Origin of the sequence: Pseudorhodoferax sp. Leaf265, assembly GCF_001422365.1 — a bacterium.
Lineage (GTDB): Bacteria > Pseudomonadota > Gammaproteobacteria > Burkholderiales > Burkholderiaceae_C > Pseudorhodoferax.
In genome coordinates this window covers 153,326-176,440 of record NZ_LMMT01000039.1, presented here as the reverse complement: position 1 = coordinate 176,440, position 23,115 = coordinate 153,326, and the positions used below count along the sequence as shown (strand labels likewise).

Below are 23,115 nucleotides of genomic sequence, written 5' to 3'. Positions count from 1 at the left end.
GAGTGCAGCCTGGAGCGGTGGGAAGGAAAGAGTCAGGGATTCCAGTGGAGGAAGTTGCGGTACAGCGCCAGACCATGCGCTGCACTCTTCTCCGGGTGGAACTGGGTCGCAAAAATATTATCGCGGGCGATGGCGCAGGTAAAGGTTTCTCCGTACTCCGTCAAGCCCGCACTGTGGTTCTGATCCGACGGCCGTGCGTAAAAACTGTGCACGAAGTAGAACCAGCTCTGGTCCGGCACCTCGCCCCAGACCGGGTGGCGGCGCCCACCGGGCCGCTGCTGCGCCACGCGATTCCAGCCCATCTGCGGCACCTTGTAGCGGCTGCCGTCGGGCTGAGTGCGGCCCTGCAGCTCGAAGCGCAGCACCTCGCCCCCGATCAGGCCCAGGCCGGGCGTGGCGCCGCTCGTGTCGCCAGACCGCGTCTCGGCGCTGCGGTCCAGCAGCATCTGCATGCCCACGCAGACGCCGAACAGCGGCTTGCTGGCCGCAGCCTCGAGCACCGACTCCAGCAGCCCGGAATCGCGCAGCTCGCGCATGCAGTCGGGCATGGCGCCCTGGCCAGGCAGCACCACGCGTGTGGCGGCGCGGACTTGTGCCGGATCGCTGGTCACGATCACGTCCACACCCTCACCGGCTGCGGCAGCCTGCACGGCCTGCGACACCGAGCGCAGGTTGCCCATGCCGTAGTCGACCACGGCCACGGTGTTGCCTGCCATTACAGCGAACCCTTGGTGGAAGGAATGGTGCCCAACGCGCGCGGGTCGAACTCCAGCGCGCCGCGCAGCGCGCGCGCGAAGGCCTTGAACACGGTCTCGCACTGGTGGTGGGCGTTCACACCGCGCAGGTTGTCGATGTGCAGCGTCACGAAGGCGTGGTTCACGAAGCCCTGGAAAAACTCGTGCGTGAGCTGGGTGTCGAACGCGCCGATCATGCCGCTCGTGAACGGGACGTTGAGCACCAGGCCGGGGCGGCCCGAGAAATCGATGACGACCCGGCTCAGCGCCTCGTCCAGCGGCACATAGGCATGGCCGTAGCGGCGGATGCCCTTCTTGTCGCCGATGGCCTTGGCCACGGCCTGGCCCAGCGTGATGCCCACGTCTTCCACGGTGTGGTGGCCGTCGATGTGCAGGTCGCCATCCACCGCGATGTCCAGATCGATCAGGCCATGCCGCGCGATCTGGTCCAGCATGTGGTCGAAGAAGCCGATGCCGGTCGCCAGCTTGGCTTGGCCGGTGCCGTCCAGGTTCACGCGCACCGTGATCTTGGTCTCGGCGGTGTTGCGGCTGACCTCGGCCGTGCGTGCGAAGGGCGCAGTGGGGGTGGGAACTAGGCTGCTCATAGGGACTGCTGCAGGGCCCGCAGCATCTGGGCGTTGTCGTCGGCGCTGCCGACCGTCAGGCGCAGGCAGTTGGCCAGCAAGGGATGCATTTTAGAAACGTTCTTCACGAGCACGCCGCGGGCCTTCATGCCCTCGAACACGGCCTGCGCAGAACCATCCCCGCCCGGCACGCGCACGAGCACCATGTTGGCGTCGCTCTTCCAGACTTTCAGGCCCAGCGCACGCAACGCGGGCAGCAAGGCATCGCGCTGCTTGCGCAGATCGGCGGCCTGGGCGTCGAACACCTCGGCGTGCTCCAGCGCGAACAGTGCGCACTCGGCGTTGAGCACGCTGATGTTGTAGGGCGGGCGCACCTTGTCGATCTCAGCGATCAGCGCGGCCGGCCCCATCATGTAGCCCAGGCGCACGCCGGCCAGGCCGAACTTGCTCAGCGTGCGCATGAGCAGCACGTGGTCGTGGCGCGCCACGCGGTCGATGTAGGAGCGGCTGGCGAAGGGCTGGTAAGCCTCGTCCATGACCACGAGGCCGGGCGCGGCGGCGACGATGCGCTCGATGGCCGCGTCGTCCCACAGGTTGGCCGTGGGATTGTTCGGGTAGGCCAGGAAGACGATGGCAGGCCGGTGCTGCTCGATGGCGGCCAGCATGGCGGCCTCGTCGAGTTCGAAGTCGGCCGTGAGCGGCACGCCAACGAAGTTCAGGCCCTGCAGCTGCGCGCTCATCGCGTACATCACGAAGCCGGGCACGGGCGCGAGGATGGTGGCACCGGGCCGGTCGCAGGCCATGGCCAGCAGCGAGATCAGTTCGTCCGAGCCGTTGCCCAGCATGAGGCCGAAGCCTTCGGGCATTTGCGCATGGCGTGCCAGAGCCTGGCGCAGGTCGTCGAGCCGGCTGCCGGGGTAGCGGTTGAGTTCGACCGCGCCCAGGCGCTGGCCCAGCTGCGCCTGCAGCGCGCCGGGCAGCCGGTACGGGTTCTCCATCGCGTCCATCTTGAGCAGGCCGGCAGCGTCCTGCACGGCGTAGGCGTGCATGGACTGCACGTCCTGGCGGATGAGCTGGGCGAGACGGGGGGCAAGTGCGGAGGTCATGGGTTCAGGCGCAGTTCGGCCGCACGGGCGTGGGCCTGCAGGCCCTCGCCATGGGCCAGCACGGAAGCGATGGGACCCAGCACCTGGGCGCCAGCCGCGCTGACCTCGATCAGGCTGCTGCGCTTCTGGAAGTCGTAGACGCCCAGCGGGCTGGAAAAACGCGCCGTGCCCGAGGTCGGCAGCACATGGTTGGGGCCGGCACAGTAGTCGCCCAGGCTCTCGCTGGTGTAGGCGCCCAGGAAAATGGCGCCGGCGTGCTTGAGCAGCGGCTCCCAGCGGTGCGGCTCGGCGCTGCTGACTTCCAGGTGCTCGGGCGCGATGCGGTTGCTGATGGCGCAGGCCTCTTGCATGTCAAGCGTGTGGATCAGCGCGCCACGGCCGTTCAGGCTGGCGGCGATGATGTCGGCACGCGGCATGGTGGGCAGCAGGCGGTCGATGGCCTCCTGCACGGCATCGATGTAGGCCGCGTCGGGGCACAGCAGGATGCTTTGCGCCAGCTCGTCGTGCTCGGCCTGGCTGAACAGGTCCATGGCCACCCAGTCGGCCGGCGTGCTGCCGTCGGCCAGCACCAGGATCTCGCTGGGGCCGGCGATCATGTCGATGCCCACCGTGCCGAACACGCGGCGCTTGGCGGCGGCCACATAGGCATTGCCGGGGCCGGTGATCTTGTCCACGGCCGGCACGGTGGCCGTGCCGTAGGCCAGTGCGGCCACGGCCTGGGCACCACCGATCGTGAAGGCGCGCGTGACGCCGGCGACATGGGCGGCAGCGAGCACCAGCGGGTTCTTCTCACCGCGCGGCGTCGGCACGACCATGATGATTTCGCCGACACCGGCCACATGGGCCGGAATCGCGTTCATGAGCACGCTGGACGGATAGGCCGCCTTGCCACCCGGCACGTAGATGCCTACGCGGTCCAGCGGCGTGACCTTCTGGCCCAGCAGCGTGCCGTCGGCGTCACGGTAGCTCCAGCTTTCACCGCTGGCCTTCTTCTGGGCCTCGTGGTAGCTGCGCACGCGCTGCGCAGCGGCCTGCAAGGCCTCGCGCTGGGCGGGCGGCAGGCCGTCGAAGGCCGCCTTCAACTCTTCGGGCTGCAGCGTCAGCGTCTGCAGGTCGGGCGCGTCCAGGCCGTCGAAGCGGCGCGTGTACTCGAGCACCGCGGCATCGCCACGCTGCTGCACGTCGGCCAGGATCTCGGCCACGCGCTGCTCGATGGCGGCGTCGGTGTCGGCCGACCAGTGCAGCCGGGCCTTGAACTGCGCCTCGAAATCGGCCTGGGCCGTGGCCAGGCGCAGCGGGCGGGCGGCAAGCGTCATACCGCGCTCCCGGCCGGCTGGCGCAGCGCCGCGGCGAAGCCGTCGATGACCTGGCGCAGCGCCACCTGCTTGCGCTTGAGCGCAGCCTGGTTCACGACCAGGCGCGAGCTGATGTCCATGATGCGCTCGACCTCGACGAGGCCGTTGGCGCGCAGCGTGTTGCCGGTGGAGACCAGGTCGACGATGGCGTCGGCCAGGCCCGTCAGCGGCGCCAGTTCCATGCTGCCGTAGAGCTTGATCAGGTCCACGTGCACACCCTTGGTGGCAAAGAAGTCGCGCGCGATGCCCACGTACTTGGTGGCCACGCGCAGGCGCGAGCCCTGGCGCACGGCCGAGGCGTAGTCGAAGTCCTTGCGCACGGCCACGCTGATGCGGCAGCGCGCGATGTCCAGGTCCAGCGGCTGGTACAGCCCATGGCCGCCGTGCTCGATCAGCGTGTCGCGTCCCGTGATGCCGAGGTCGGCGCCGCCGTACTCGACATAGGTCGGCACGTCGGTGGCGCGCACCAGCACCACGCGCAGCTCCGGCTGGTTGGTCGCCAGGATCAGCTTGCGCGAGGTTTCGGGGTCTTCCAGCACCTCGATGCCAGCGGCGCGCAGCAGCGGCAGCGTCTCGTCGAAGATGCGTCCCTTGGACAGAGCCAGCGTGATCATGCTTTCACCCGTTCGATGTCCGCGCCGATGCCGCGCAGCTTGCTTTCCATGCGGTCGTAGCCGCGGTCCAGGTGGTAGACGCGGTCGACCAGGGTCTCGCCGTCCGCCACGAGGCCGGCGATGACCAGGCTGGCCGAGGCGCGCAGGTCGGTCGCCATGACGGTGGCGCCCGACAGCCGCGGCGCGCCCTCGATCAGCGCGACCTTGCCGTCGATCTGGATGCGCGCGCCCAGGCGCACCAGTTCGTTCACGTGCATGAAGCGGTTCTCGAAGATGGTCTCCGTGACCTTGCTTGCGCCCTGCGAAATGCAGTTGAGCGCCATGAACTGGGCCTGCATGTCGGTCGGGAAGCCCGGGTACTCGGTGGTGCGGAAGTTCTGCGCGCGCAGGAACTCGTAGGCCGGCGCATCGGCCTGCACGCGCACGCCACCCTCCACCGCCTGCACGCGCGCACCGGCGTCGCGCAGCTTCTCGATCACGGCGTCCATGTGGTCGGCGCGCGCCCCCTGCAGCAGCACATCGCCGCCCGTGGCGGCCACCGCACACAGGAAGGTGCCGGCCTCGATGCGGTCGGCCACCACGGCGTGCGTGCAGCCGTGCAGGCGCTCCACGCCCTCGATGACGATGCGGCGCGTGCCGTGGCCGTGGATGCGCGCGCCCATGGCGATCAGCATCTCCGCGAGGTCGGGGATCTCGGGCTCCTGGGCCGCGTTCTCCAGGACGGTCTCGCCCTCGGCCAGCGCAGCAGCCATCAGGAAGTTCTCGGTGCCGGTCACGGTGACCATGTCGGTCGTGATGTGGGCACCGCGCAGCCGGGTGCGGCCCTCGGGCAGCCTGGCGAGCATGTAGCCGTGCTCGACCACGATCTGCGCGCCCATGGCCTGCAGACCCTTGATGTGCTGGTCCACCGGGCGCGAGCCGATCGCGCAGCCACCGGGCAACGACACCGTGGCATGGCCGAAGCGCGCCAGCAGCGGGCCCAGCGCGAGCACCGAGGCACGCATGGTCTTGACCAGCTCGTACGGGGCTTCGGGCTTGGACAGCGCACGCGCGTTGATCGCCACGCGGCCGTCGTCGTGCTGCTCCACCGCCACGCCCATGTTGCGGATCAGCTTGAGCATGGTGGCCACGTCCTGCAGGTGCGGGACGTTGGACAGCTCGACCTTCTCCTCGGTCAGCAGGGCTGCGCAGAGCTCGGGCAGGGCCGCGTTCTTGGCGCCGGAAATGCGCACCTCGCCGCTCAGGCGGCGGCCGCCGCGAATCAACAGTTTGTCCATCAGAAGCCGTTCAGGAAATCAGGCCCGCGCAGCTGGCTGCGGGCGAAGGGAAACGCTCAGTGCTGCGGTTGGCCCTGGGCCACCCATTCGTCGGGTGTCAGGGTCTTCATCGACAGCGCATGCACTTCGTCGTTGCGTATTTTCTCACCCAGCGTCGCATAGACCATCTGGTGCCGCTGGATGGGGCGCTTGCCCGCGAACGCGGTGGAGACGATGGTGGCGTACCAATGCCGGCCGTCGCCCTGCACATGCAGATGCTCGCAGGCCAGGCCGGCGGCGATCAGGGAGCGGAGTTGGTCGGCGGTCATGGTGGCACTCTAGTTTCGAATCTTGTAGCCGATGCGCAGCAGGTGCACCGCGATCGCGCTCACGACGACGAGCGCCGTGCCCACGATGGCCAGGCTGGTCCAGGGCGAGATGTCGGAGAGGCCGAAGAAGCCGTAGCGGAAGCCGTCGATCATGTAGAAGAACGGGTTCAGGTGGCTCACGGTCTGCCAGAAGCTGGGCAGCGAATGGATGGAATAGAACACGCCCGACAGGAAGGTCATGGGCATGATCAGGAAGTTCTGGAAGGCCGCCATCTGGTCGAACTTCTCGGCCCACAGGCCGGCGATCACGCCCAGGGCGCCCAGCAGCGCCGCACCCAGCACCGCGAACACGAGGATCCACAGCGGGGCGACCAGGTGCACGCCCGTGAAGCCCACCGTGACCAGGAACACGCCCAGGCCCACCAGCACGCCGCGCACCACGGACGAGCCCACATAGGCGACGAACCAGCTCCAGTGCGACAGCGGCGTCAGCAGCACGAACACCAGGCTGCCCATGATCTTGCTCTGGATCAGCGAGGACGAGCTGTTGGCGAACGCGTTCTGCAGCACGCTCATCATCACGAGTCCGGGCACCAGGAAGGCGGTGTAGCCGATGGTGTCGTAGACCTTGACCTTGTCTTCCAGCACGTGGCCGAAGATCAGCAGGTAGAGCACGGCCGTCAGCACCGGCGCGGCCACGGTCTGGAAGCCGACCTTCCAGAAGCGCAGCACTTCCTTGTAGAACAGGGTTTGCCAGCCGCTCATCAGGCCACCAATGCGTCGGGGTTGCGCTCGGCGGCCATGACCTGCAGGAACACGTCCTCCAGGTCGGCCTTGCGGATTTCCACGTCTTCCACCGTGAGGCCGGCCTGGCGCACGGCCGCCAGGTATTGCTCGATCTCGAGCGCGCCCTGGGCCGGCAGCTGCACGATGCGGCCGGTCACGCGCGCGGTGCGCGCCAATGCGGGCGGCAGTTCGCGGTCGACCTTGAAGCGCAGCACGTTGCTGGAGGCGGACTTGAGCAGCTCGCTCGTCTCCGCCAGCGCCACCATGCGGCCCTGCTTGAGCATGCCGATGCGCGTGCACAGGGCTTCGGCTTCCTCCAGGTAGTGGGTGGTCAGCAGCACGGTGTGGCCCTGCTTGTTGAGCTTGGCGATGAACTGCCACAGCGTCTGGCGCAGTTCCACGTCGACACCGGCGGTGGGCTCGTCCAGCACGATCACGGGTGGGCGGTGCACCAGGGCCTGGGCCACCAGCACGCGCCGCTTCATGCCGCCGGACAGCTGACGCATGTTGGAATTCGCCTTGTCCGCGAGACCCAGGCTTTCGAGCAACTCGTCGATCCAGGCCTCGTTGTTGCGCACGCCGAAGTAGCCGGACTGGATGCGCAACGCCTCGCGCACGTTGAAGAAGGGATCGAACACCAGCTCCTGCGGCACGACGCCGAGCTTGCGCCGGGCTTGCGCGAAATCGCCCTGCACGTCATGCCCGTGCACGGCCACGCGGCCGCTGCTGGCGCGCGAGAGGCCGGCAAGGATGCTGATCAGCGAGGTCTTGCCAGCGCCGTTGGGGCCCAACAGACCGAAGAATTCGCCCTCGGCGATGTCGAAGCTGACATCGTCGAGTGCACGGAAGGGGGTGGCGCCGCTGCGTGAACCTGCGTAGGTCTTGCTGACGGACTGAAACGAGATGGCGGGCATGGGCAACCCGGCATTCTAAAGGCCGCCGGCTTTTGCTGCAGGCGGCGGGCCAGGCTCAGACGGCGGCGGGCAGCAGCAGGTCCACGCCGTAGAGCTTGGCGAGCGAACGCAGCCGCTCAGGCAGCGCGCGCACCGTGAAGCCACGGCCCTGGCTCATGCTCTCGCGCCGGCATTGCAGCAGCACGGCCAACGCCGACGAGTCGAAGCGCTGCAGCGCGCTGGCGTCCACCAGCACCGGCCCGGTCTGCGAGGCCAGCCCCTGCAGCAGCATGTACAACGAGGCCGAGGCCTCAGCATGCGTCAGCGCGGCCGGCAGCACCAGCATCAGCCGCTCTTCTTGTCGTTGGACTTGTTGCGCTGGGCCAGCGCCGCAATCAGGCCATCGAGGCCCTTGGCGTTGATCTCCTGCGAGAACTGGCTGCGGTAGGTCTCGACGAGCCAGATGCCCATCACGTTGAGGTTGTAGATCTTCCAGCCGGCGCCCTCGCCTGGCGTTTTCTCGAGCCGGTAGTCCAGCTGCACCGGATCGCCGCGGCCGCGCACTTCGGAGCGCACCACGACCTCCTTGTCCTCGGCCGCCGCACGCAGCGGGCGCACGGAGATCTCCTGGTCGCTGACCTGGGCCAGCGCGCCGGAGTAGGTGCGCACCAGCAGCACCTTGAACTCGTCCTGCAGCTTCTGCTTCTGCGCGTCGGTGGCCTGGCGCCAGGCCGGGCCGACGGCAGAAGCCGTCATGCGATGGAAATTCACGTTCGGCATGATCTTGGTGTCGACCAGCGCGACGATCTTGCCGACATCGCCGGCCTGGATCGATTTGTCGGCCTTGATGGCAGCCAGCACATCGGTCGACAGGCGTGTGATCAGGGCGTCCGGGGCCTCGTCGGCGGCCAGGGCCAGGCTGGATACGCCCTGGGCCAGCACCAGGCTGGCCACACCGGCCCAGCGGGCCAGTTGTCTGCGGTTCATCATTTCGCTCTCTCCGACGGGGCACGCGGCCCCTGTGTATGCATGGGATTTTGGAAGCCGCTGGCCGCGTTCTGGTTCCGCGCAGGGCAGGCAGGGTGCAACAGAATGTGCTGGCGCCTACTTTGCCGGTGCCGCGGCCGGCTGCGCATCCGGATCAACGGCACTGCCGTCGTAGTCCGTGGCACCACGCAGTTGCAGGTAGATGTCGCGCGTGAAGCTGTACTTGTCGAGCGCCGCCTCGTCCAGGACGGTGCTGGTGCGCAGCAGTTGCGCGCGCGTGTCGATGATGCGCAGGCCGTACAGGCCATAGCGCGCGCCATGGTCGTCCAGATGTGAGACCGGGTTGCCCCAGGTATCCACCGGCAGCGCAGCGGTGTCGCGGATGGTCGACGGGCCCAGCAGCGGCAGCACCAGGTAGGGACCGGTCGGCACGCCCCAGCGGCCCAGGGTCTTGCCGAAGTCCTCGCGGTGACGCGGGATGTCGGCGTCGCTGGCGATGTCGATCAGGCCGCCCAGGCCGAACACGGTGTTGACCTGGAAGCGGAACAGGCTCTCGACTGCCGCCTGGCCACGCAATTGCAGCAGCGCGTTCACGGCGGTCCAGGCGTCGGCCAGGTTGTTGAAGAAGTTGCGCACGCCGGTGCGCACCGGGCTGGGCAGCGTGTCGTTGTAGACCTGGGCCACGGGCTTGAGCACGGCCCGGTCCACGCCTTCGTTGAAGCTGTAAACGCCGCGGTTGAACGGCTCCAGCGGATCGCGCGGGTCGGCGTTCGGGCCGGTGGCGCAGCCGCCAAGCAAGGCCAGCATCAGCACGCCGGCAATGGCAGCACGGGTTCGGACGAAAGAGAACTTCATGGCGGGTACCTTTATTTTTTTGGCGCAGGCGCCGCGGGCGTGTCTGCTGCCTTGTTGTAGAGGAACTGGCCGATCAGATTCTCCAGCACCACAGCCGATTGCGTGGTGGTCACGGTATCGCCTGCGGCGAGGTTCTTGTCGTCGGCACCAGCCTCGATGCCGATGTACTGCTCGCCGAGCAGGCCACTGGTCAGGATCTTGAGCGAACTGTCCTTGGGAAAAGTGTAGCGGGTCTGCATCGCGAGCGTCACGCGGGCCTGGAAGCTCTTGTCATCAAATTCGATGGCTTCCACGCGGCCGACGACGACGCCCGCGCTCTTGACCGCCGCCTTGGGCTTGAGGCCTCCGATGTTGTCGAACTTGGCGGCGATCTGGTAGGTGGACGACAGGTTCAGGCTGGTCAGGTTGGCCGCGCGCAGCGCGAGAAACAGGATGGCAGCCGCGCCCAGCAGCACGAACAACCCCACCCACACATCCGTCTTGGAACGTTGCATCGCCTTCCCTCTTGCCCGGCTCGCGGGCCCTTAAATATTGAACATCACGGCCGTCAGCACGAAGTCCAGCGCCAGCACGGCCAGCGAGGACACGACGACGGTGCGCGTGGTGGCACGCGACACGCCCTCGGGCGTGGGCTGGGCGCGCCAGCCCTGCAGCAGCGCGACGAAGGTGACCGTGAAACCGAACACGATGCTCTTGAGCACGCCGTTGCCGACATCCGCCAGCCAGTCCACGCCGCCCTGCATCTGGCTCCAGAAGGCGCCGGCGTCCACGCCGATCATGACCACGCCCACCAGCCAGCCGCCGATGATGCCGACGGCCGAGAACAGCGCGGCCAGCAGGGGCATGGCGATGACACCGCCCCAGAAGCGCGGCGCCAGGACGCGGCTGACCGGGTCCACGGCCATCATCTCCATGGCGGTGAGCTGCTCTCCGGCCTTCATGAGGCCGATGCCAGCCGTCAGCGAGGTGCCGGCGCGGCCTGCGAACAGCAGCGCCGTGACGACCGGCCCGAGTTCGCGCACCAGGCTCAGCGCCACCAGCAGGCCCAGCGCCTCGGAAGAACCGTAGCGCTGCAAGGTGTAATAGCCCTGCAGGCTCAGCACGAAGCCCACGAACAGGCCCGAGACCATGATGATGGCCAGCGAGTAGTTGCCCAGGAAGTGGATCTGGTCGCGCACCAGGCCGAAGCGGCGCAGGCTGGCGCCGCCCAGGCCGAGCAGGCGCACGAACAGGCGCGCCGCCTCGCCCAGGTCGACCAGTGCGGTGCGCGCGGCAAAGCCGATGTCGGCGGGCTTGGACCAGCTCATTTCTTGCGCACCGCCACGGAAGGCCCGTGCGTGGGACCGAAGTCCTGGTCGATGCTGGGGCCGGGGTAATGGAAATGCACGGGGCCTTCGGCCTCGGCGTTGACGAACTGGTGCACCAGCGGATCGGTGCTGGCGCGCACCTCGGCCGGCGTGCCCTGCGCGGCGATCTTGCCGTTGGCCAGCACGATGACCTGGTCGGCGATCGCGAAGGTCTCGTCCAGATCGTGCGAGACGACGATGCTGGTCAGGCCCATGGCGTCGTTGAGTTGGCGGATCAGGCGCGCAGCCGTGCCCAGCGAAATCGGGTCCAGGCCGGCGAAGGGCTCGTCGTACATCACGAGTTCGGGGTCGAGCACAATGGCGCGCGCCAGTGCCACGCGGCGCGCCATGCCGCCCGAGACCTCGCTGGGCATCAGGTCGCGGGCGCCGCGCAGGCCCACGGCATTGAGCTTCATGAGCACGATGTCGCGGACCAGCGCGTCGGACAGGTCGGTGTGCTCGCGCAGCGGAAAGGCCACGTTCTCGAACACGTCCAGGTCGGTGAACAGCGCCCCGAACTGGAACAGCATGCCCATGCGGCGACGGATCGCGTACAGGCCGGTGGGGTCCAGGGTCGCCACGTCCTGGCCGTCGAACAGCGTCTGGCCCTTCTGCCCGCGGATCTGCCCGCCAATGAGGCGCAGCACGGTCGTCTTGCCGCCGCCCGAAGCGCCCATCAATGCCGTGACCTTGCCACGCGGGATGGTCAGCGATACGCCATCCAGAATCGGCCGCTCTCCGTACGAAAAGGAGAGGTCCTTGAGTTCAACCAGGGGGTCGGGAGAAGGCAGAGAGGCGTCCATCAACAAGAAGGCCGGAAGGATTCCGGCCGCTGGCGATGATAAAGGAAGCCGATTAACGACTGGTTAACGGCCTCCCATGCTCAGCGCGGCAGGTCCGAGAAGCCCATCAGGAACTCGTCCACCGCGCGCGCGGCCTGCCGGCCCTCGCGGATCGCCCACACCACCAGGCTCTGGCCGCGGCGCATGTCGCCGGCCGCGAAGACCTTGGGAACGTTGGTGGCATAGCCGCCGTCGAACTCGGTCGTGGCCTTGGCGTTGCCGCGGGCGTCCTTGTCCACGCCAAAGGATTCCAGCACCGAGGCGACCGGGTTCACGAAGCCCATGGCCAGCAGCACGAGATCGGCCTTCATGACCACCTCGGTCCCCGGGATCTCCACGAGCTTGCCGTCCTTGAACTCCACGCGCACGGTCTTCAGGCCCGTGACCTTGCCCTTCTCGCCGATGAATTCCTTGGTCGAGATCGCGAACTCGCGCTCGCAGCCTTCCTCGTGGCTGGAGCTGGTGCGCAGCTTGATCGGCCAGTAGGGCCAGGTCAGCGGGCGATTCTCTTCCTCGGGCGGTTGCGGCATCACTTCGAACTGCGTCACGCTGGCCGCGCCATGGCGGTTGCTGGTGCCCACGCAGTCGCTGCCGGTGTCGCCACCGCCGATCACGATCACGTTCTTGCCGTCGGCGCGCAGCTGGCCCTTGAGCTTGTCGCCCGCGTTGACCTTGTTCTGCTGCGGCAGGAACTCCATCGCGAAATGGATGCCGTCCAGGTCGCGGCCCGGCACGGGCAGGTCTCGCGACTGTTCGGAGCCGCCGGTCAACAGGATCGCGTCGAAGTCCTTGCTCAGCTGTTCGGACGAGACCGTGTTCTTGGCCCAGTTCGTGACCTTGGAGTCCTTGGGCCAGTTGCCCACGACCGTGCTGGTCTTGATCGTCACGCCTTCGGCCTGCAACTGCTCGGCGCGGCGGTCGATGTGCGACTTTTCCATCTTGAAGTCGGGGATGCCGTAACGCAGCAGGCCGCCGACGCGGTCGTTCTTCTCGAACAGCGTCACGTCGTGGCCGGCACGCGCCAGCTGCTGGGCCGCGGCCAGGCCGGCCGGGCCGGAACCGACCACGGCGACCTTCTTGCCGGTCTTGTGCTTGGCCGGGCGCGGCTGGACCCAGCCCTCTTCCCAGGCCTTGTCGATGATGGCGTGCTCGATCGACTTGATGCCGATGGCGTCGTCGTTCACGTTCAGCACGCAGGCGGCCTCGCAGGGCGCGGGGCAGATGCGGCCCGTGAACTCGGGGAAGTTGTTCGTGGAATCCAGCACCGCGAACGCGTTCTGCCAGTCCTGGCGGTACACCAGGTCGTTGAAGTCCGGAATGATGTTGTTGACCGGGCAGCCGTTGTTGCAGAACGGCGTGCCGCAGTCCATGCAGCGCGCGCCCTGGATCTTGGCCTGCTCGGGCGTGAGCGCCACCACGAATTCCTTGTAGTGCTTCAGGCGCTCCTCGACGGGCTTGTAGCCCTCCTCGATGCGCTCGTGCTCCATGAAGCCGGTGATCTTTCCCATCGTGTTCTACCTCGTTGTTCTGGCTGCGTTCAGACCTTAGCCGGCTGGCGCACGGCGTGCGGTTCCAAGCCCACGTGCGCGTTGTTGCCGCTGCTGGCCAGCTCGACCTTGCGGTCGTGGATCTCGCCCAGGGCGCGCTTGTACTCGTTCGGGAACACCTTCACGAACTTGCCGCGCGAAGTCGCCCAGTCGTCCAGCAGGTCGCGCGCGCGCTTGCTGCCGGTCCAGCGGTGGTGGTCTTCCAGCAGCTTGCGCAGGATGGCCTCGTCGGTCGCGCCGTTGTGCCAGTGGCCGCGCTTGACGGTGGCGGTCTGCTCGGCCGTCGTCAGCACCTTCTCCAGCGTGACCATGGAGGGGTTGCAGCGGCTGGCGAACTGGCCGTCCTCGTCGAAGACATAGGCCACGCCGCCGCTCATGCCGGCGGCGAAGTTGCGGCCGGTCTTGCCCAGCACGGCGACGGTGCCGCCCGTCATGTACTCGCAGCCGTGGTCGCCCGTGCCTTCCACGACGGCGGTGGCCCCCGACAGGCGCACGGCAAAGCGTTCGCCAGCCACGCCGCAGAAGTAGGCCTCGCCCGTGGTGGCCCCGTACATCACGGTGTTGCCCACGATGATGTTGCGCACGGCCTCGCCGCGGAAGTCCAGGCTGGGGCGCACCACCACGCGGCCGCCCGACAGGCCCTTGCCGGTGTAGTCGTTGGCCTCGCCGATCAGGTACAGCGTGATGCCCTTGGCCAGGAAGGCGCCGAAAGACTGGCCGCCCGTGCCCTCGAACTGGATGTGGATGGTGTCGTCCGGCAGGCCCTCGGGGTGCACGCGCGTGACGGCGCCCGAGAGCTTGGCGCCCACGGTGCGGTTCACGTTGCGCGCCACTTCGATGAAGCGCACCTTCTCGCCCTTCTCGATCGCGTCCTTGGCCTTCTCGATCAGGCGCGTGTCCAGGTTGTGCTCCAGGCCATGCTCCTGGTTCTCGACGTGGTAGCGCGCCACGTCGGCCGGCACCTCGGGCTGGGCGAACAGGCGCGAGAAGTCCAGGCCCCGCGCCTTCCAGTGCGCGATGCCCTTCTTCATGTCCAGCAGGTCGGCGCGGCCGATCAGCTCGTCGAACTTGCGGATGCCCAGCTGGGCCATGATCTGGCGCACTTCCTCGGCGACGAAGAAGAAGTAGTTCACCACGTGCTCGGGCTTGCCCGAGAACTTCTTGCGCAGCACCGGGTCCTGCGTGGCCACGCCCACCGGGCACGTGTTCAGGTGGCACTTGCGCATCATGATGCAGCCCTCGACCACCAGCGGCGCGGTGGCGAAGCCGAACTCGTCGGCGCCCAGCAGCGCGCCGATGGCGACGTCGCGGCCGGTCTTCATCTGGCCGTCGGCCTGCACGCGCACGCGACCGCGCAGGCGGTTCAGCACCAGGGTCTGCTGGGTTTCGGCCAGGCCGATTTCCCAGGGGCTGCCGGCATGCTTGATGGACGACCAGGGCGAGGCGCCCGTGCCGCCGTCGTGGCCGGCGATCACCAGGTGATCGCTCTTGCACTTGGTCACGCCCGCGGCGATGGTGCCCACGCCCACTTCGGACACCAGCTTGGTGCTGATGGAGGCGTGCGGCGCCACGTTCTTGAGGTCGTGGATCAGCTGGGCCAGGTCCTCGATGGAGTAGATGTCGTGGTGCGGCGGCGGCGAGATCAGGCCCACGCCGGGCACGGCGTAGCGCTGCTTGCCGATGTACTCGGTGACCTTGCCACCGGGCAGCTGGCCGCCCTCGCCGGGCTTGGCGCCCTGGGCCATCTTGATCTGGATCTGGTCGGAGGACGACAGGTACTCCGCCGTCACGCCGAAGCGGCCCGAGGCCACCTGCTTGATGCGTGAGCGCAGCGAGTCACCGTCGCGCAGCGGCAGGTCGACCTCGACCTCCTTGTCGCCGATGATGCTCTTGAGCGTGTCGCCCTGCTTGATCGGGATGCCCTTGAGCTCGTTGCGGTAGCGCGCCGGGTCTTCACCGCCCTCGCCCGTGTTGCTCTTGCCGCCGATGCGGTTCATGGCCACGGCCAGCGTGGCATGGGCCTCGGTGGAGATGGAGCCCAGCGACATCGCACCGGTGGCGAAACGCTTCACGATCTCGGAGGCAGCTTCCACCTCGTCCACCGGGATCGCCTTGGACGGGTCGATCTTGAACTCGAACAGGCCGCGCAGCGTCATGTGGCGACGGCTCTGGTCGTTGATGATCTGGGCGTATTCCTTGTAGGTGTTCCAGTTGTTGGCGCGCGTGCTGTGCTGCAGCTTGGCGATCGCGTCGGGCGACCACATGTGCTCTTCGCCACGCGTGCGCCAGGCGTACTCGCCGCCGGCGTCCAGCATGCCGGCCAGCACCGGGTCGTCGCCGAAGGCGGCGGCGTGCATGCGCAGCGCTTCCTCGGCGATCTCGAACACGCCGATGCCCTCCACGCGGCTGGCGGTGCCCGTGAAGTACTTGTCCACCGTGCTGCTGTTCAGGCCGATGACCTCGAACAGCTGCGCGCCGCAGTAGGACATGTAGGTCGACACGCCCATCTTGGACATGATCTTGGACAGGCCCTTGCCGATCGCCTTGACGTAGTTGTAGATGGCCTTCTCGGCCGACAGCGCGCCCGGCAGGTCGGCATGCATGGCCGCCAGCGTTTCCATCGCCAGATAGGGGTGGATGGCCTCGGCGCCGTAGCCGGCCAGCACGCCGAAGTGGTGGACTTCACGCGCGCTGCCGGTCTCCACGACCAGGCCTGCCGTGGTGCGCAGGCCCTCGCGCACCAGGTGCTGGTGGATCGCGCTGGAGGCCAGCAGGGCGGGGATCGCGACCTGGGTGGCGCTCACGGCACGGTCGGACACGATCAGGATGTTGGCGCCGCCCTTGATCGCGTCGACGGCTTCGGCGCACAGCGAGGCCAGCTTGGCTTCCACGCCCTCACGCCCCCAGTCGGCCGGGTAGGTGATGTCCAGCGTGGCCGAGCGGAACTTACCCTGGGTGATGCGCTCGATGTCGCGCAGCTTGGCCATGTCGGCGAAGTCCAGGATGGGCTGGCTCACCTCCAGCCGCATCGGCGGATTGACCTGGTTGATGTCCAGCAGGTTGGGCTTGGGGCCGATGAAGCTGTTCAGCGACATCACGATGGCCTCGCGGATCGGGTCGATCGGCGGGTTCGTGACCTGCGCGAACATCTGGCGGAAGTAGTTGTAGAGCAGCTTGTTCTTGCTCGACAACACGGCCAGCGGGCTGTCGTTGCCCATGGAACCGATGCCCTCCTCGCCGGCCTGGGCCATCGGGCTCATCAGGAACTTGATGTCTTCCTGCGTGTAGCCGAAAGCCTGCTGGCGGTCGAGCAGCGAGACGGCGCTGTCGGCCGGGTTGCCGGAGGTCTCCGACAGGTCGTCCAGCTTGATGCGCAGGTTCTCGATCCACTGCTTGTAGGGCTTGGTGTTGACGACGAGCGACTTGAGCTCCTCATCTTCGATCATGCGGCCCTGCTCCAGGTCGATCAGGAACATCTTGCCCGGCTGCAGGCGCCACTTCTTGATGATCTTGTGCTCGGGGATCGGCAGCACGCCGGACTCGGACGCCATGATGACCATGTCGTCGTCGGTCATGATGTAGCGCGAGGGGCGCAGGCCGTTGCGGTCCAGCGTGGCGCCGATCTGGCGGCCGTCGGTGAACACGATGGAGGCCGGGCCGTCCCAGGGCTCCATCATGGCGGCGTGGTACTCGTAGAACGCGCGGCGGCGTTCGTCCATCTTCTCGTGCTGTTCCCAGGGCTCGGGGATCATCATCATGACGGCCTGGGCGATCGGGTAGCCCGCCATGGTCATGAGTTCCAGGCAGTTGTCGAAGGTGGCCGTGTCGGACTGGCCGGCGAAGCTGATCGGGTACAGCTTGGCCAGGTCGGCCGCCAGCACGGGCGAGGACATCACGCCCTCGCGCGCCAGCATCCAGTTGTAGTTGCCGCGCACCGTATTGATCTCGCCGTTGTGGGCGACATAGCGGTACGGGTGGGCCAGCGGCCATTTGGGGAAGGTGTTGGTGGAGAAGCGCTGATGCACCAGGCCGATGGCCGAGACGCAGCGCTCGTCGGCCAGGTCGACGTAGTACACACCCACCTGGTCGGCCAGCAGCAGGCCCTTGTAGACCACCGTGCGGCTGGACATGGAGGGAACGTAGTACTCCTTGGAGTGCTTGAGTTCCAGGTTCTGGATGTTGGCGCTGGCGGTCTTGCGGATGACGTACAGCTTGCGCTCCAGCGCGTCCTGCACGATGACGTCGGCGCCACGGCCGATGAAGACCTGGCGCAGGATGGGCTCGGTCTTGCGCACGGCCGGGGACATCGGCATGTCCTTGTTCACCGGCACATCGCGCCAGCCCAGCAGCACCTGGCCTTCGGCCTTGATGGCACGCTCGATCTCCTGCTCGCAGGCCATGCGCGAGGCATGCTCCTTGGGCAGGAAGATCACACCCACGCCGTACTCGCCGGCCGGCGGCAGCGTCATGCCCTGCTTGGCCATCTCTTCGCGGTAGAGCAGGTCCGGGATCTGGATCAAGATGCCGGCACCGTCGCCCATGAGCTTGTCGGCGCCCACGGCGCCGCGGTGGTCGATGTTCTCCAGGATCTTGAGCGCCTGGGTCACGATGTCGTGCCGCTTCTCGCCCTTGATGTGGGCCACGAAGCCCAGGCCGCAGGCATCGTGTTCGTGTGCGGCGGAATACAGGCCGTGCTGGGCCAGGTGTTGGATTTCTGCATCCGTGGTCATCGACGCACTCCTTCGGGTTTCTACTCAATCGCGGGGGAAGCGGAGCATAGTGCGTTGCAACAAGGATGCCAAGCAGAATAAACGGGGTCAGATCCTTTTTAAATCCCGAGTTTTTTCCTCAGAAAATATTTAGGGACACATTAAATTCAGGCCAATCGCCACCCTTGTGTACACGGCGATGCCGATGCTCAGGAGGTCTTGCGCGGGCGGCCTGGCTGGCTGCGCGTGAGCCGGCGCGGCGCGGACTGCTGCAGGCGCGCGACAAACCCCTCGTCGCCCAGTGCCCAGCCGCCCAGAACGGAGCGTGTCAGTGCATCCTGCTGCGCCGATGTGACGCCTTCATGCACCATGCTGGCGTATGCGGCTTCGCGCGCGAACGGCGTGTTGTCCAGCGCCCAGTAAGTGGGCGGCGGTGTGAGCCAGCCATCGTTGCGCAGTCCCGCGTAATGGCCATGGCTGGACCAGGGGTAGTCCTTGGCCGCCTGCACCAGAGAGGCGCGCACGGGGTTCAGGTCGAAGTAGGCCATGCATGGCAGCAGGTACAGCTCGGGTTGCAGGACTGTGGAACGGTAGCGCCCCTCCCACAGCGTGCCGCTGCGGCCATGGGCCAGGTTGAAGCGGCGCACATAGGTGCGTCCCACGGCCTGCAAGACGTGCGAGAGCGCGCCCTCCTGCGGCGGCGTGAGCAGCAGGTGGAAGTGGTTGGGCATCAGCACGTAGGCGTGCAGCGCCACGCCCGCACGGCGGCACTCCTGCGCCAGCAGCTGCAGCATGGCCGCATGTTCCTCGCCGGTCGTGAAGATGGGCTGGCGGTTGTTGCCGCGTTGCAGCACGTGGTGCACCTGGCCGGCCAGGGACAGGCGGGGCAGGCGTGCCATGTCTCTTCAAGCCGGCAGCAGGTCGAAGCGGGTCTCGCGCAGCGCTTGCAGGCCGAATTCGTCGAGCAGCTGGCCCAGCCGCTCGGCCGCACTGCGCTTGCCGCGACCGGCTTTGCGCGCCACGATGAGTTCGTTCTTGAGGCTGTGCTCCCAGCCGACCAGTTCGGTCACCGTGACCTGGTAGCCGCAGGCCTCCAGGTACAGGCAGCGCAGCACATTGGTCAGCTGGCTGCCGATCTCGCGCGTGTGCAGCGGATGGCGCCAGAGTTCGGCCAGCGGCGTGCGCGCCAGCGCCAGCGCCTTGTGCTGGCGCAGGCTGGCCGCCACCTCGGCCTGGCAGCAGGGCACCAGCACCATGCTGGCGGCCTCCTTCTGCAGGCCGAAGCGGATGGCGTCGTCGGTGGCGGTGTCGCAGGCGTGCAGGGCCGTGACGATGTCGATGCGCGGGGGCAGCTGCTTCGATTCGCCCGCCTCGGCCACGCTGAGGTTCAGGAAGGACATGCGGCCGAAACCCAGCCGCTCGGCCAGGACGCGCGACTTGTCGACGAGTTCGGCGCGCGTCTCGACGCCATAGACATGGCCGGGCCGCTGCGCGAACACCAGGTCGTAGAGCATGAAGCCCAGGTAAGACTTGCCCGCGCCGTGGTCGGCCAGCGTGACAGCCGCGTCGGGCGCGAAACCTTCGCGCATCTCACGCTCGATGAACTGCACGAGGTGGTAGACCTGCTTGAGCTTGCGGCGCGAGTCCTGGTTCAGCCGGCCCTCGCGCGTGAGGATGTGCAGCTCCTTGAGCAGCTCGATGGACTGGCCGGGCCGCAACTCGTCGGCCAGGGCCGCGGCCGGATCGACCGGACCCTTGGCTTGGCGTTTCATGGGGATTCCTTGGTGGCGCCGACGCCGAGCGCTGCCCAGCCCTCGGCGCCGAGTTTCTCCAGCGTGGCCATGTTGCGCTCGAAGATGTCGGAAGCGTCGGGGAAGGCCTCGACTGCGCGCTCCACGCTGTCCTCGCGCAGCAGGTGCAGCATGGGGTACGGCGCGCGGTTGCTGCAGTTGGTCACGTCGTCGGCGGCGGTGCCGGCGAACTGGTAGTCGGGGTGGAAGCTGGCGATCTGGAGCTCGCCGACGGCGTCGAGTGCGTCGAGCACGGCGTCGGCGCGGTCCAGGAAGTCGTTGAAATCCAGGAAGTCGGGCAGCGCCTGCGGCAGCACCAGCAGCGTGGTGTCGCGAACCTCGGCGTCCAGCGCGAGCAGCGCCTGGATCTCGTCGCGCAGCACGGCCTCCACGGCATCGTCGTCACGCGCGTCGCTGACGGCCACATGCAGCTGCCCCTTGGCCACGACGCCCTTGGCGAAGGGGCACAGGTTCAGGCCGATCACGGCGCGTTCCAGCCAGCGCTGCGTGTCGGCGCGGACCAGGTCTTCAGAAGGCATGGCGGCACTCATCCGAGCAGGCGCCGGCCGGTCAGCCGCTCATGCTCGCGCGCGGCGAAGCGGTCGGTCATGCCGGCGATGTAGTCGGCCACGACGCGGGCCTGGCCGGCCATGCCCACGGCCGCGAAGCGCGTGGCCGCGCGCTCGGCGAAGCCGCCCGCCATCTCGGCCGGCGCCTGCTGGTAGGCCGCGAACAGCTCCTGCACCACGGCCTTCGCCCGGCCCGTGACTTCGACCACCTGCGCATGCCGGTACAGGTTGCGCATCAGGAAGCGCTTGAGTTGCTGTGACGCATCGCGCATGGCCTCGCCAAAGCCGATCAGCGGCACGCAGCGGCGCGCCGCATCGGCACTGCCGGGCTGCGCACGCGCCAGCGCCGCGCTGCTCGCGTCGATCACGTCGTAGACCTGGGCGCTCAGCATGCGGCGGATGCTCTCGTACAGCAGCCGGCGGCCGGCCAGCTCTGGATGTTCGCGCAGCGTGGCACGGCGGTGGTCGTCGAACAGCGGCACCTCTTCGAGTTGCCCCATGACCAGGAGGCCCGAGCGCACGCCGTCGTCGATGTCGTGCGCGTTGTAGGCGATCTCGTCGGCCAGGTTGCACAGCTGCGCCTCCAGGCTGGGCTGGGTGCGCTCCAGGAAGCGCCGGCCCACGTCACCCGGGCACTCCGCCTCCAGCCGCTCGGCATTGGCGCGTGAGCAGTGCTTGAGGATGCCCTCGCGTGTCTCGAACGACAGGTTCAGCCCGTCATAGCGCGGGTAGCGCTCCTCCAGCGCGTCGACCTCGCGCAGGCTCTGCAGGTTGTGCTCGAAGCCACCCCACTGGGCCATGCATGCGTTCAGCGCGTCCTGCCCGGCGTGGCCGAAGGGCGTGTGGCCCAGGTCGTGCGCGAGCGCGATGGCCTCGACCAGGTCTTCGTTGAGTCGCAGCGAGCGCGCAATCGAGCGGCCCAGTTGCGCCACCTCCAGCGAGTGCGTGAGCCGCGTGCGGAACAGGTCGCCCTCGTGGTTCAGGAACACCTGGGTCTTGTAGACCAGGCGCCGGAAGGCGGTGGAATGCACGATGCGGTCGCGGTCGCGCTGGTACTCGGTGCGCGTGGGCGCCGGCGCCTCGGCATGCCGGCGGCCCCGGCTTGCGGCCGGATCGCAGGCGTAGGGAGCCAGCACGCCCTGCATGGCTCAGGCACAGGAGGCGTTGATGACCTCGCGCACCAGTGCGTCGGGCGCGCCACGCACCATGGCGCGGCCGATGCCGGCTATCAGCACGAACTTGATCTCGCCAGCTTCGGCCTTCTTGTCCACGCGCATGAGCGCCAGGTAGCGGCCTGCGTTGTCCGCCGCGTCGAGGATGGGGCCGACCGTGGGCAGGCCGGCGCGCTGGATCAGGCGCGTGAGCCGCTCCACCTGCGCTGCGTCGAGCAGGCCCAGGCGCTGCGACAGCCGCGCGGCCATGACCATGCCGCAGCCCACGCCCTCCCCGTGCAGCCAGGCGCCATAGCCCATGCCGGCCTCGATCGCGTGGCCGAAGGTGTGGCCGAAGTTCAGGATGGCGCGCAGGCCGCCTTCGCGCTCGTCCTGGCCGACCACGTCGGCCTTGATCTCGCAGCTGCGCCGCACGGCATGCGCCAACGCGGCCGGGTCGCCGGCGCGCAGGGCGTCGACATTCGCCTCGATCCAGTCGAGGAAGGCCTCATCGGCGATCGGGCCGTACTTGATGATCTCGGCCAGGCCCGCGCTGAGCTCGCGCGGCGGCAGCGTCTTGAGCACGTCGAGGTCGCAGACCACCAGCTGCGGCTGGTAGAAGGCGCCCACCATGTTCTTGCCGAGCGGATGGTTGATGGCGGTCTTGCCGCCCACCGAGGAATCCACCTGGGCCAGCAGCGTGGTCGGCACCTGCACGAAGGGCACGCCGCGCATGTAGCTGGCGGCCGCGAAGCCCGTGATGTCGCCCACCACGCCGCCGCCCAGCGCGAACAGCACGGTCTTGCGGTCGCAGCCGCGGGACAGCAGCGCGTCGAAGATCAGGTTCAGCGTCTCCCAGGTCTTGTAGGCCTCGCCGTCGGGCAGCACCACGGTGTGCACGTCACGGAAGCGGCCGGCCAGCGCCTGCTGCAGGCGCTGCGCATAGAGCGGCGCCAGCGTGGTGTTGGTGACGATCAGCGCCGCCGCAGCCTTGGGCACGGCGGCATAGGTTTCAGGCTGGTCGAACAGGCCCGCGCCGATGGCGATCGGGTAGCTGCGCTCGCCCAGCGCGATCTGCACCTGGGCCGTGGGGGGAGCGGAAAGGGTGGCGTCCATGAGGGCGCCAAGTGTAAGCCGCGGCCCTCAGCCGGCCTGGCGCTGCACGATCTCGGCGATGGTGTTGACCAGGGCCGCCGTCGACGGCCGGCCGATCGTGATGACCTCGTGCGCGGTCTCGCGGTACAGCGGGTCGCGCTGCGCGAAGAGTTCGCGCAGGCGAGCTTGCGGATCCGCCACCTGCAGCAGCGGCCGCACCTGGTCGTGGCGCAGACGCCGGTAGACCTCCTCCGGCGTCGCGAACAGGTAGAACACACGGGCGCGTTCGCGCAGGCAACTGCGGTTGGCAGGCCGCAGCACGGCACCGCCACCGGTGGCGATCACGGCCGGACCGGCGGCCGCGATGTCGGCCAGCGCCTGCTGCTCGAAGTCACGGAAGCCGACCTCGCCCTCCCGCTCGAAGTACTCGCGGATCGAGCAGCCGAGTTGGCGCTCGACCCACTGGTCAGCGTCAATGAAGGGGAGTTGGAGCCGGCGCGCCAGTTGGCGGCCGACGGTCGACTTGCCCGATCCGGGCAGGCCGACTAGCGCGATGTTCAAACAGAA

23 protein-coding genes are annotated in these 23,115 nt (G+C 68.0%); all 23 read right to left on the bottom strand.

Annotated elements, in window-relative coordinates:
• Window positions 1-32: 32 nt before the first annotated feature.
• Window positions 33-716 (bottom strand): imidazole glycerol phosphate synthase subunit HisH, encoded by a 684-nt coding sequence (gene hisH / locus ASF45_RS29720; RefSeq protein WP_056672262.1) that lies wholly within the window; start codon window positions 714-716, stop codon window positions 33-35.
• Window positions 716-1,339 carry an imidazoleglycerol-phosphate dehydratase HisB gene (hisB, locus tag ASF45_RS29715; RefSeq protein WP_056672259.1) on the bottom strand — a complete coding sequence of 208 codons (624 nt, stop codon included), beginning with the start codon at window positions 1,337-1,339 and terminating at the stop codon, window positions 716-718. Before hisB ends, hisH begins: the two co-directional genes overlap by 1 nt.
• A complete protein-coding gene (gene hisC, locus ASF45_RS29710) occupies window positions 1,336-2,424 on the bottom strand; it encodes a histidinol-phosphate transaminase (RefSeq protein ID WP_056672257.1) in 1,089 nt (362 codons plus the stop codon). The genes hisB and hisC overlap by 4 nt, the downstream gene beginning before the upstream one ends.
• Window positions 2,421-3,740 (bottom strand): histidinol dehydrogenase, encoded by a 1,320-nt coding sequence (gene hisD, locus ASF45_RS29705; RefSeq protein WP_056672255.1) that lies wholly within the window; start codon window positions 3,738-3,740, stop codon window positions 2,421-2,423. Before hisD ends, hisC begins: the two co-directional genes overlap by 4 nt.
• Window positions 3,737-4,393 (bottom strand): ATP phosphoribosyltransferase, encoded by a 657-nt coding sequence (gene hisG / locus ASF45_RS29700; RefSeq protein ID WP_056672253.1) that lies wholly within the window; start codon window positions 4,391-4,393, stop codon window positions 3,737-3,739. The genes hisD and hisG overlap by 4 nt, the downstream gene beginning before the upstream one ends.
• Entirely contained in the window at window positions 4,390-5,670 is a 1,281-nt protein-coding gene (gene murA / locus ASF45_RS29695) for a UDP-N-acetylglucosamine 1-carboxyvinyltransferase (protein WP_056672251.1), read from the bottom strand. The genes hisG and murA overlap by 4 nt, the downstream gene beginning before the upstream one ends.
• A 56-nt stretch (window positions 5,671-5,726) precedes the next feature.
• Entirely contained in the window at window positions 5,727-5,978 is a 252-nt protein-coding gene (locus ASF45_RS29690) for a BolA family protein (protein WP_056672248.1), read from the bottom strand.
• A 9-nt stretch (window positions 5,979-5,987) separates the two neighbouring features.
• Window positions 5,988-6,743: an ABC transporter permease gene (locus ASF45_RS29685; RefSeq protein ID WP_056672246.1), complete on the bottom strand. Its 756-nt coding sequence runs from the start codon at window positions 6,741-6,743 to the stop codon at window positions 5,988-5,990.
• Window positions 6,743-7,678, bottom strand: coding sequence for an ABC transporter ATP-binding protein (locus ASF45_RS29680; RefSeq protein ID WP_056672245.1), 936 nt, complete (start codon window positions 7,676-7,678; stop codon window positions 6,743-6,745). Before ASF45_RS29680 ends, ASF45_RS29685 begins: the two co-directional genes overlap by 1 nt.
• Before the next feature lie 55 nt (window positions 7,679-7,733).
• Window positions 7,734-8,003 carry a lipid asymmetry maintenance protein MlaB gene (locus ASF45_RS29675; RefSeq protein WP_056672243.1) on the bottom strand — a complete coding sequence of 90 codons (270 nt, stop codon included), beginning with the start codon at window positions 8,001-8,003 and terminating at the stop codon, window positions 7,734-7,736.
• Window positions 8,003-8,644, bottom strand: a complete 642-nt coding sequence (locus ASF45_RS29670; protein ID WP_156473241.1) for a phospholipid-binding protein MlaC — start codon at window positions 8,642-8,644, stop codon at window positions 8,003-8,005. The genes ASF45_RS29675 and ASF45_RS29670 overlap by 1 nt, the downstream gene beginning before the upstream one ends.
• A gap of 117 nt (window positions 8,645-8,761) precedes the next feature.
• Window positions 8,762-9,499 (bottom strand): VacJ family lipoprotein, encoded by a 738-nt coding sequence (locus ASF45_RS29665; protein WP_056672239.1) that lies wholly within the window; start codon window positions 9,497-9,499, stop codon window positions 8,762-8,764.
• Window positions 9,500-9,510: 11 nt separating this feature from the next.
• Complete coding sequence (gene mlaD / locus ASF45_RS29660; RefSeq protein ID WP_056672237.1) at window positions 9,511-9,993, bottom strand: outer membrane lipid asymmetry maintenance protein MlaD; 483 nt, start codon at window positions 9,991-9,993, stop codon at window positions 9,511-9,513.
• Window positions 9,994-10,023: 30 nt separating this feature from the next.
• On the bottom strand, window positions 10,024-10,806 hold the full coding sequence (mlaE, locus tag ASF45_RS29655; protein WP_056672235.1) for a lipid asymmetry maintenance ABC transporter permease subunit MlaE: 783 nt from the start codon (window positions 10,804-10,806) through the stop codon (window positions 10,024-10,026).
• The gene (locus ASF45_RS29650) at window positions 10,803-11,648 is read right to left on the bottom strand and encodes an ABC transporter ATP-binding protein (protein ID WP_056672231.1); all 846 of its coding nucleotides are present in this window, start codon (window positions 11,646-11,648) and stop codon (window positions 10,803-10,805) included. Before ASF45_RS29650 ends, mlaE begins: the two co-directional genes overlap by 4 nt.
• 80 nt (window positions 11,649-11,728) lie before the next feature.
• Window positions 11,729-13,195 carry a glutamate synthase subunit beta gene (locus ASF45_RS29645; RefSeq protein WP_056672229.1) on the bottom strand — a complete coding sequence of 489 codons (1,467 nt, stop codon included), beginning with the start codon at window positions 13,193-13,195 and terminating at the stop codon, window positions 11,729-11,731.
• Window positions 13,196-13,224: 29 nt separating this feature from the next.
• Entirely contained in the window at window positions 13,225-17,964 is a 4,740-nt protein-coding gene (locus ASF45_RS29640; protein WP_056672227.1) for a glutamate synthase-related protein, read from the bottom strand.
• Window positions 17,965-18,152: 188 nt separating this feature from the next.
• Complete coding sequence (locus ASF45_RS29635; RefSeq protein ID WP_056672224.1) at window positions 18,153-18,842, bottom strand: transposase; 690 nt, start codon at window positions 18,840-18,842, stop codon at window positions 18,153-18,155.
• Window positions 18,843-18,848: 6 nt separating this feature from the next.
• The gene (locus tag ASF45_RS29630; RefSeq protein ID WP_056672222.1) at window positions 18,849-19,715 is read right to left on the bottom strand and encodes an SAM-dependent methyltransferase; all 867 of its coding nucleotides are present in this window, start codon (window positions 19,713-19,715) and stop codon (window positions 18,849-18,851) included.
• A complete protein-coding gene (locus ASF45_RS29625) occupies window positions 19,712-20,272 on the bottom strand; it encodes a DUF1415 domain-containing protein (protein WP_235581077.1) in 561 nt (186 codons plus the stop codon). Before ASF45_RS29625 ends, ASF45_RS29630 begins: the two co-directional genes overlap by 4 nt.
• An 8-nt stretch (window positions 20,273-20,280) precedes the next feature.
• Entirely contained in the window at window positions 20,281-21,447 is a 1,167-nt protein-coding gene (locus ASF45_RS29620; protein ID WP_056672219.1) for a deoxyguanosinetriphosphate triphosphohydrolase, read from the bottom strand.
• Window positions 21,448-21,450: 3 nt separating this feature from the next.
• Window positions 21,451-22,569 carry a 3-dehydroquinate synthase gene (gene aroB, locus ASF45_RS29615; RefSeq protein ID WP_056672216.1) on the bottom strand — a complete coding sequence of 373 codons (1,119 nt, stop codon included), beginning with the start codon at window positions 22,567-22,569 and terminating at the stop codon, window positions 21,451-21,453.
• Between the two features lie 27 nt (window positions 22,570-22,596).
• Complete coding sequence (locus tag ASF45_RS29610; RefSeq protein ID WP_056672214.1) at window positions 22,597-23,109, bottom strand: shikimate kinase; 513 nt, start codon at window positions 23,107-23,109, stop codon at window positions 22,597-22,599.
• Window positions 23,110-23,115 lie beyond the last annotated feature (6 nt).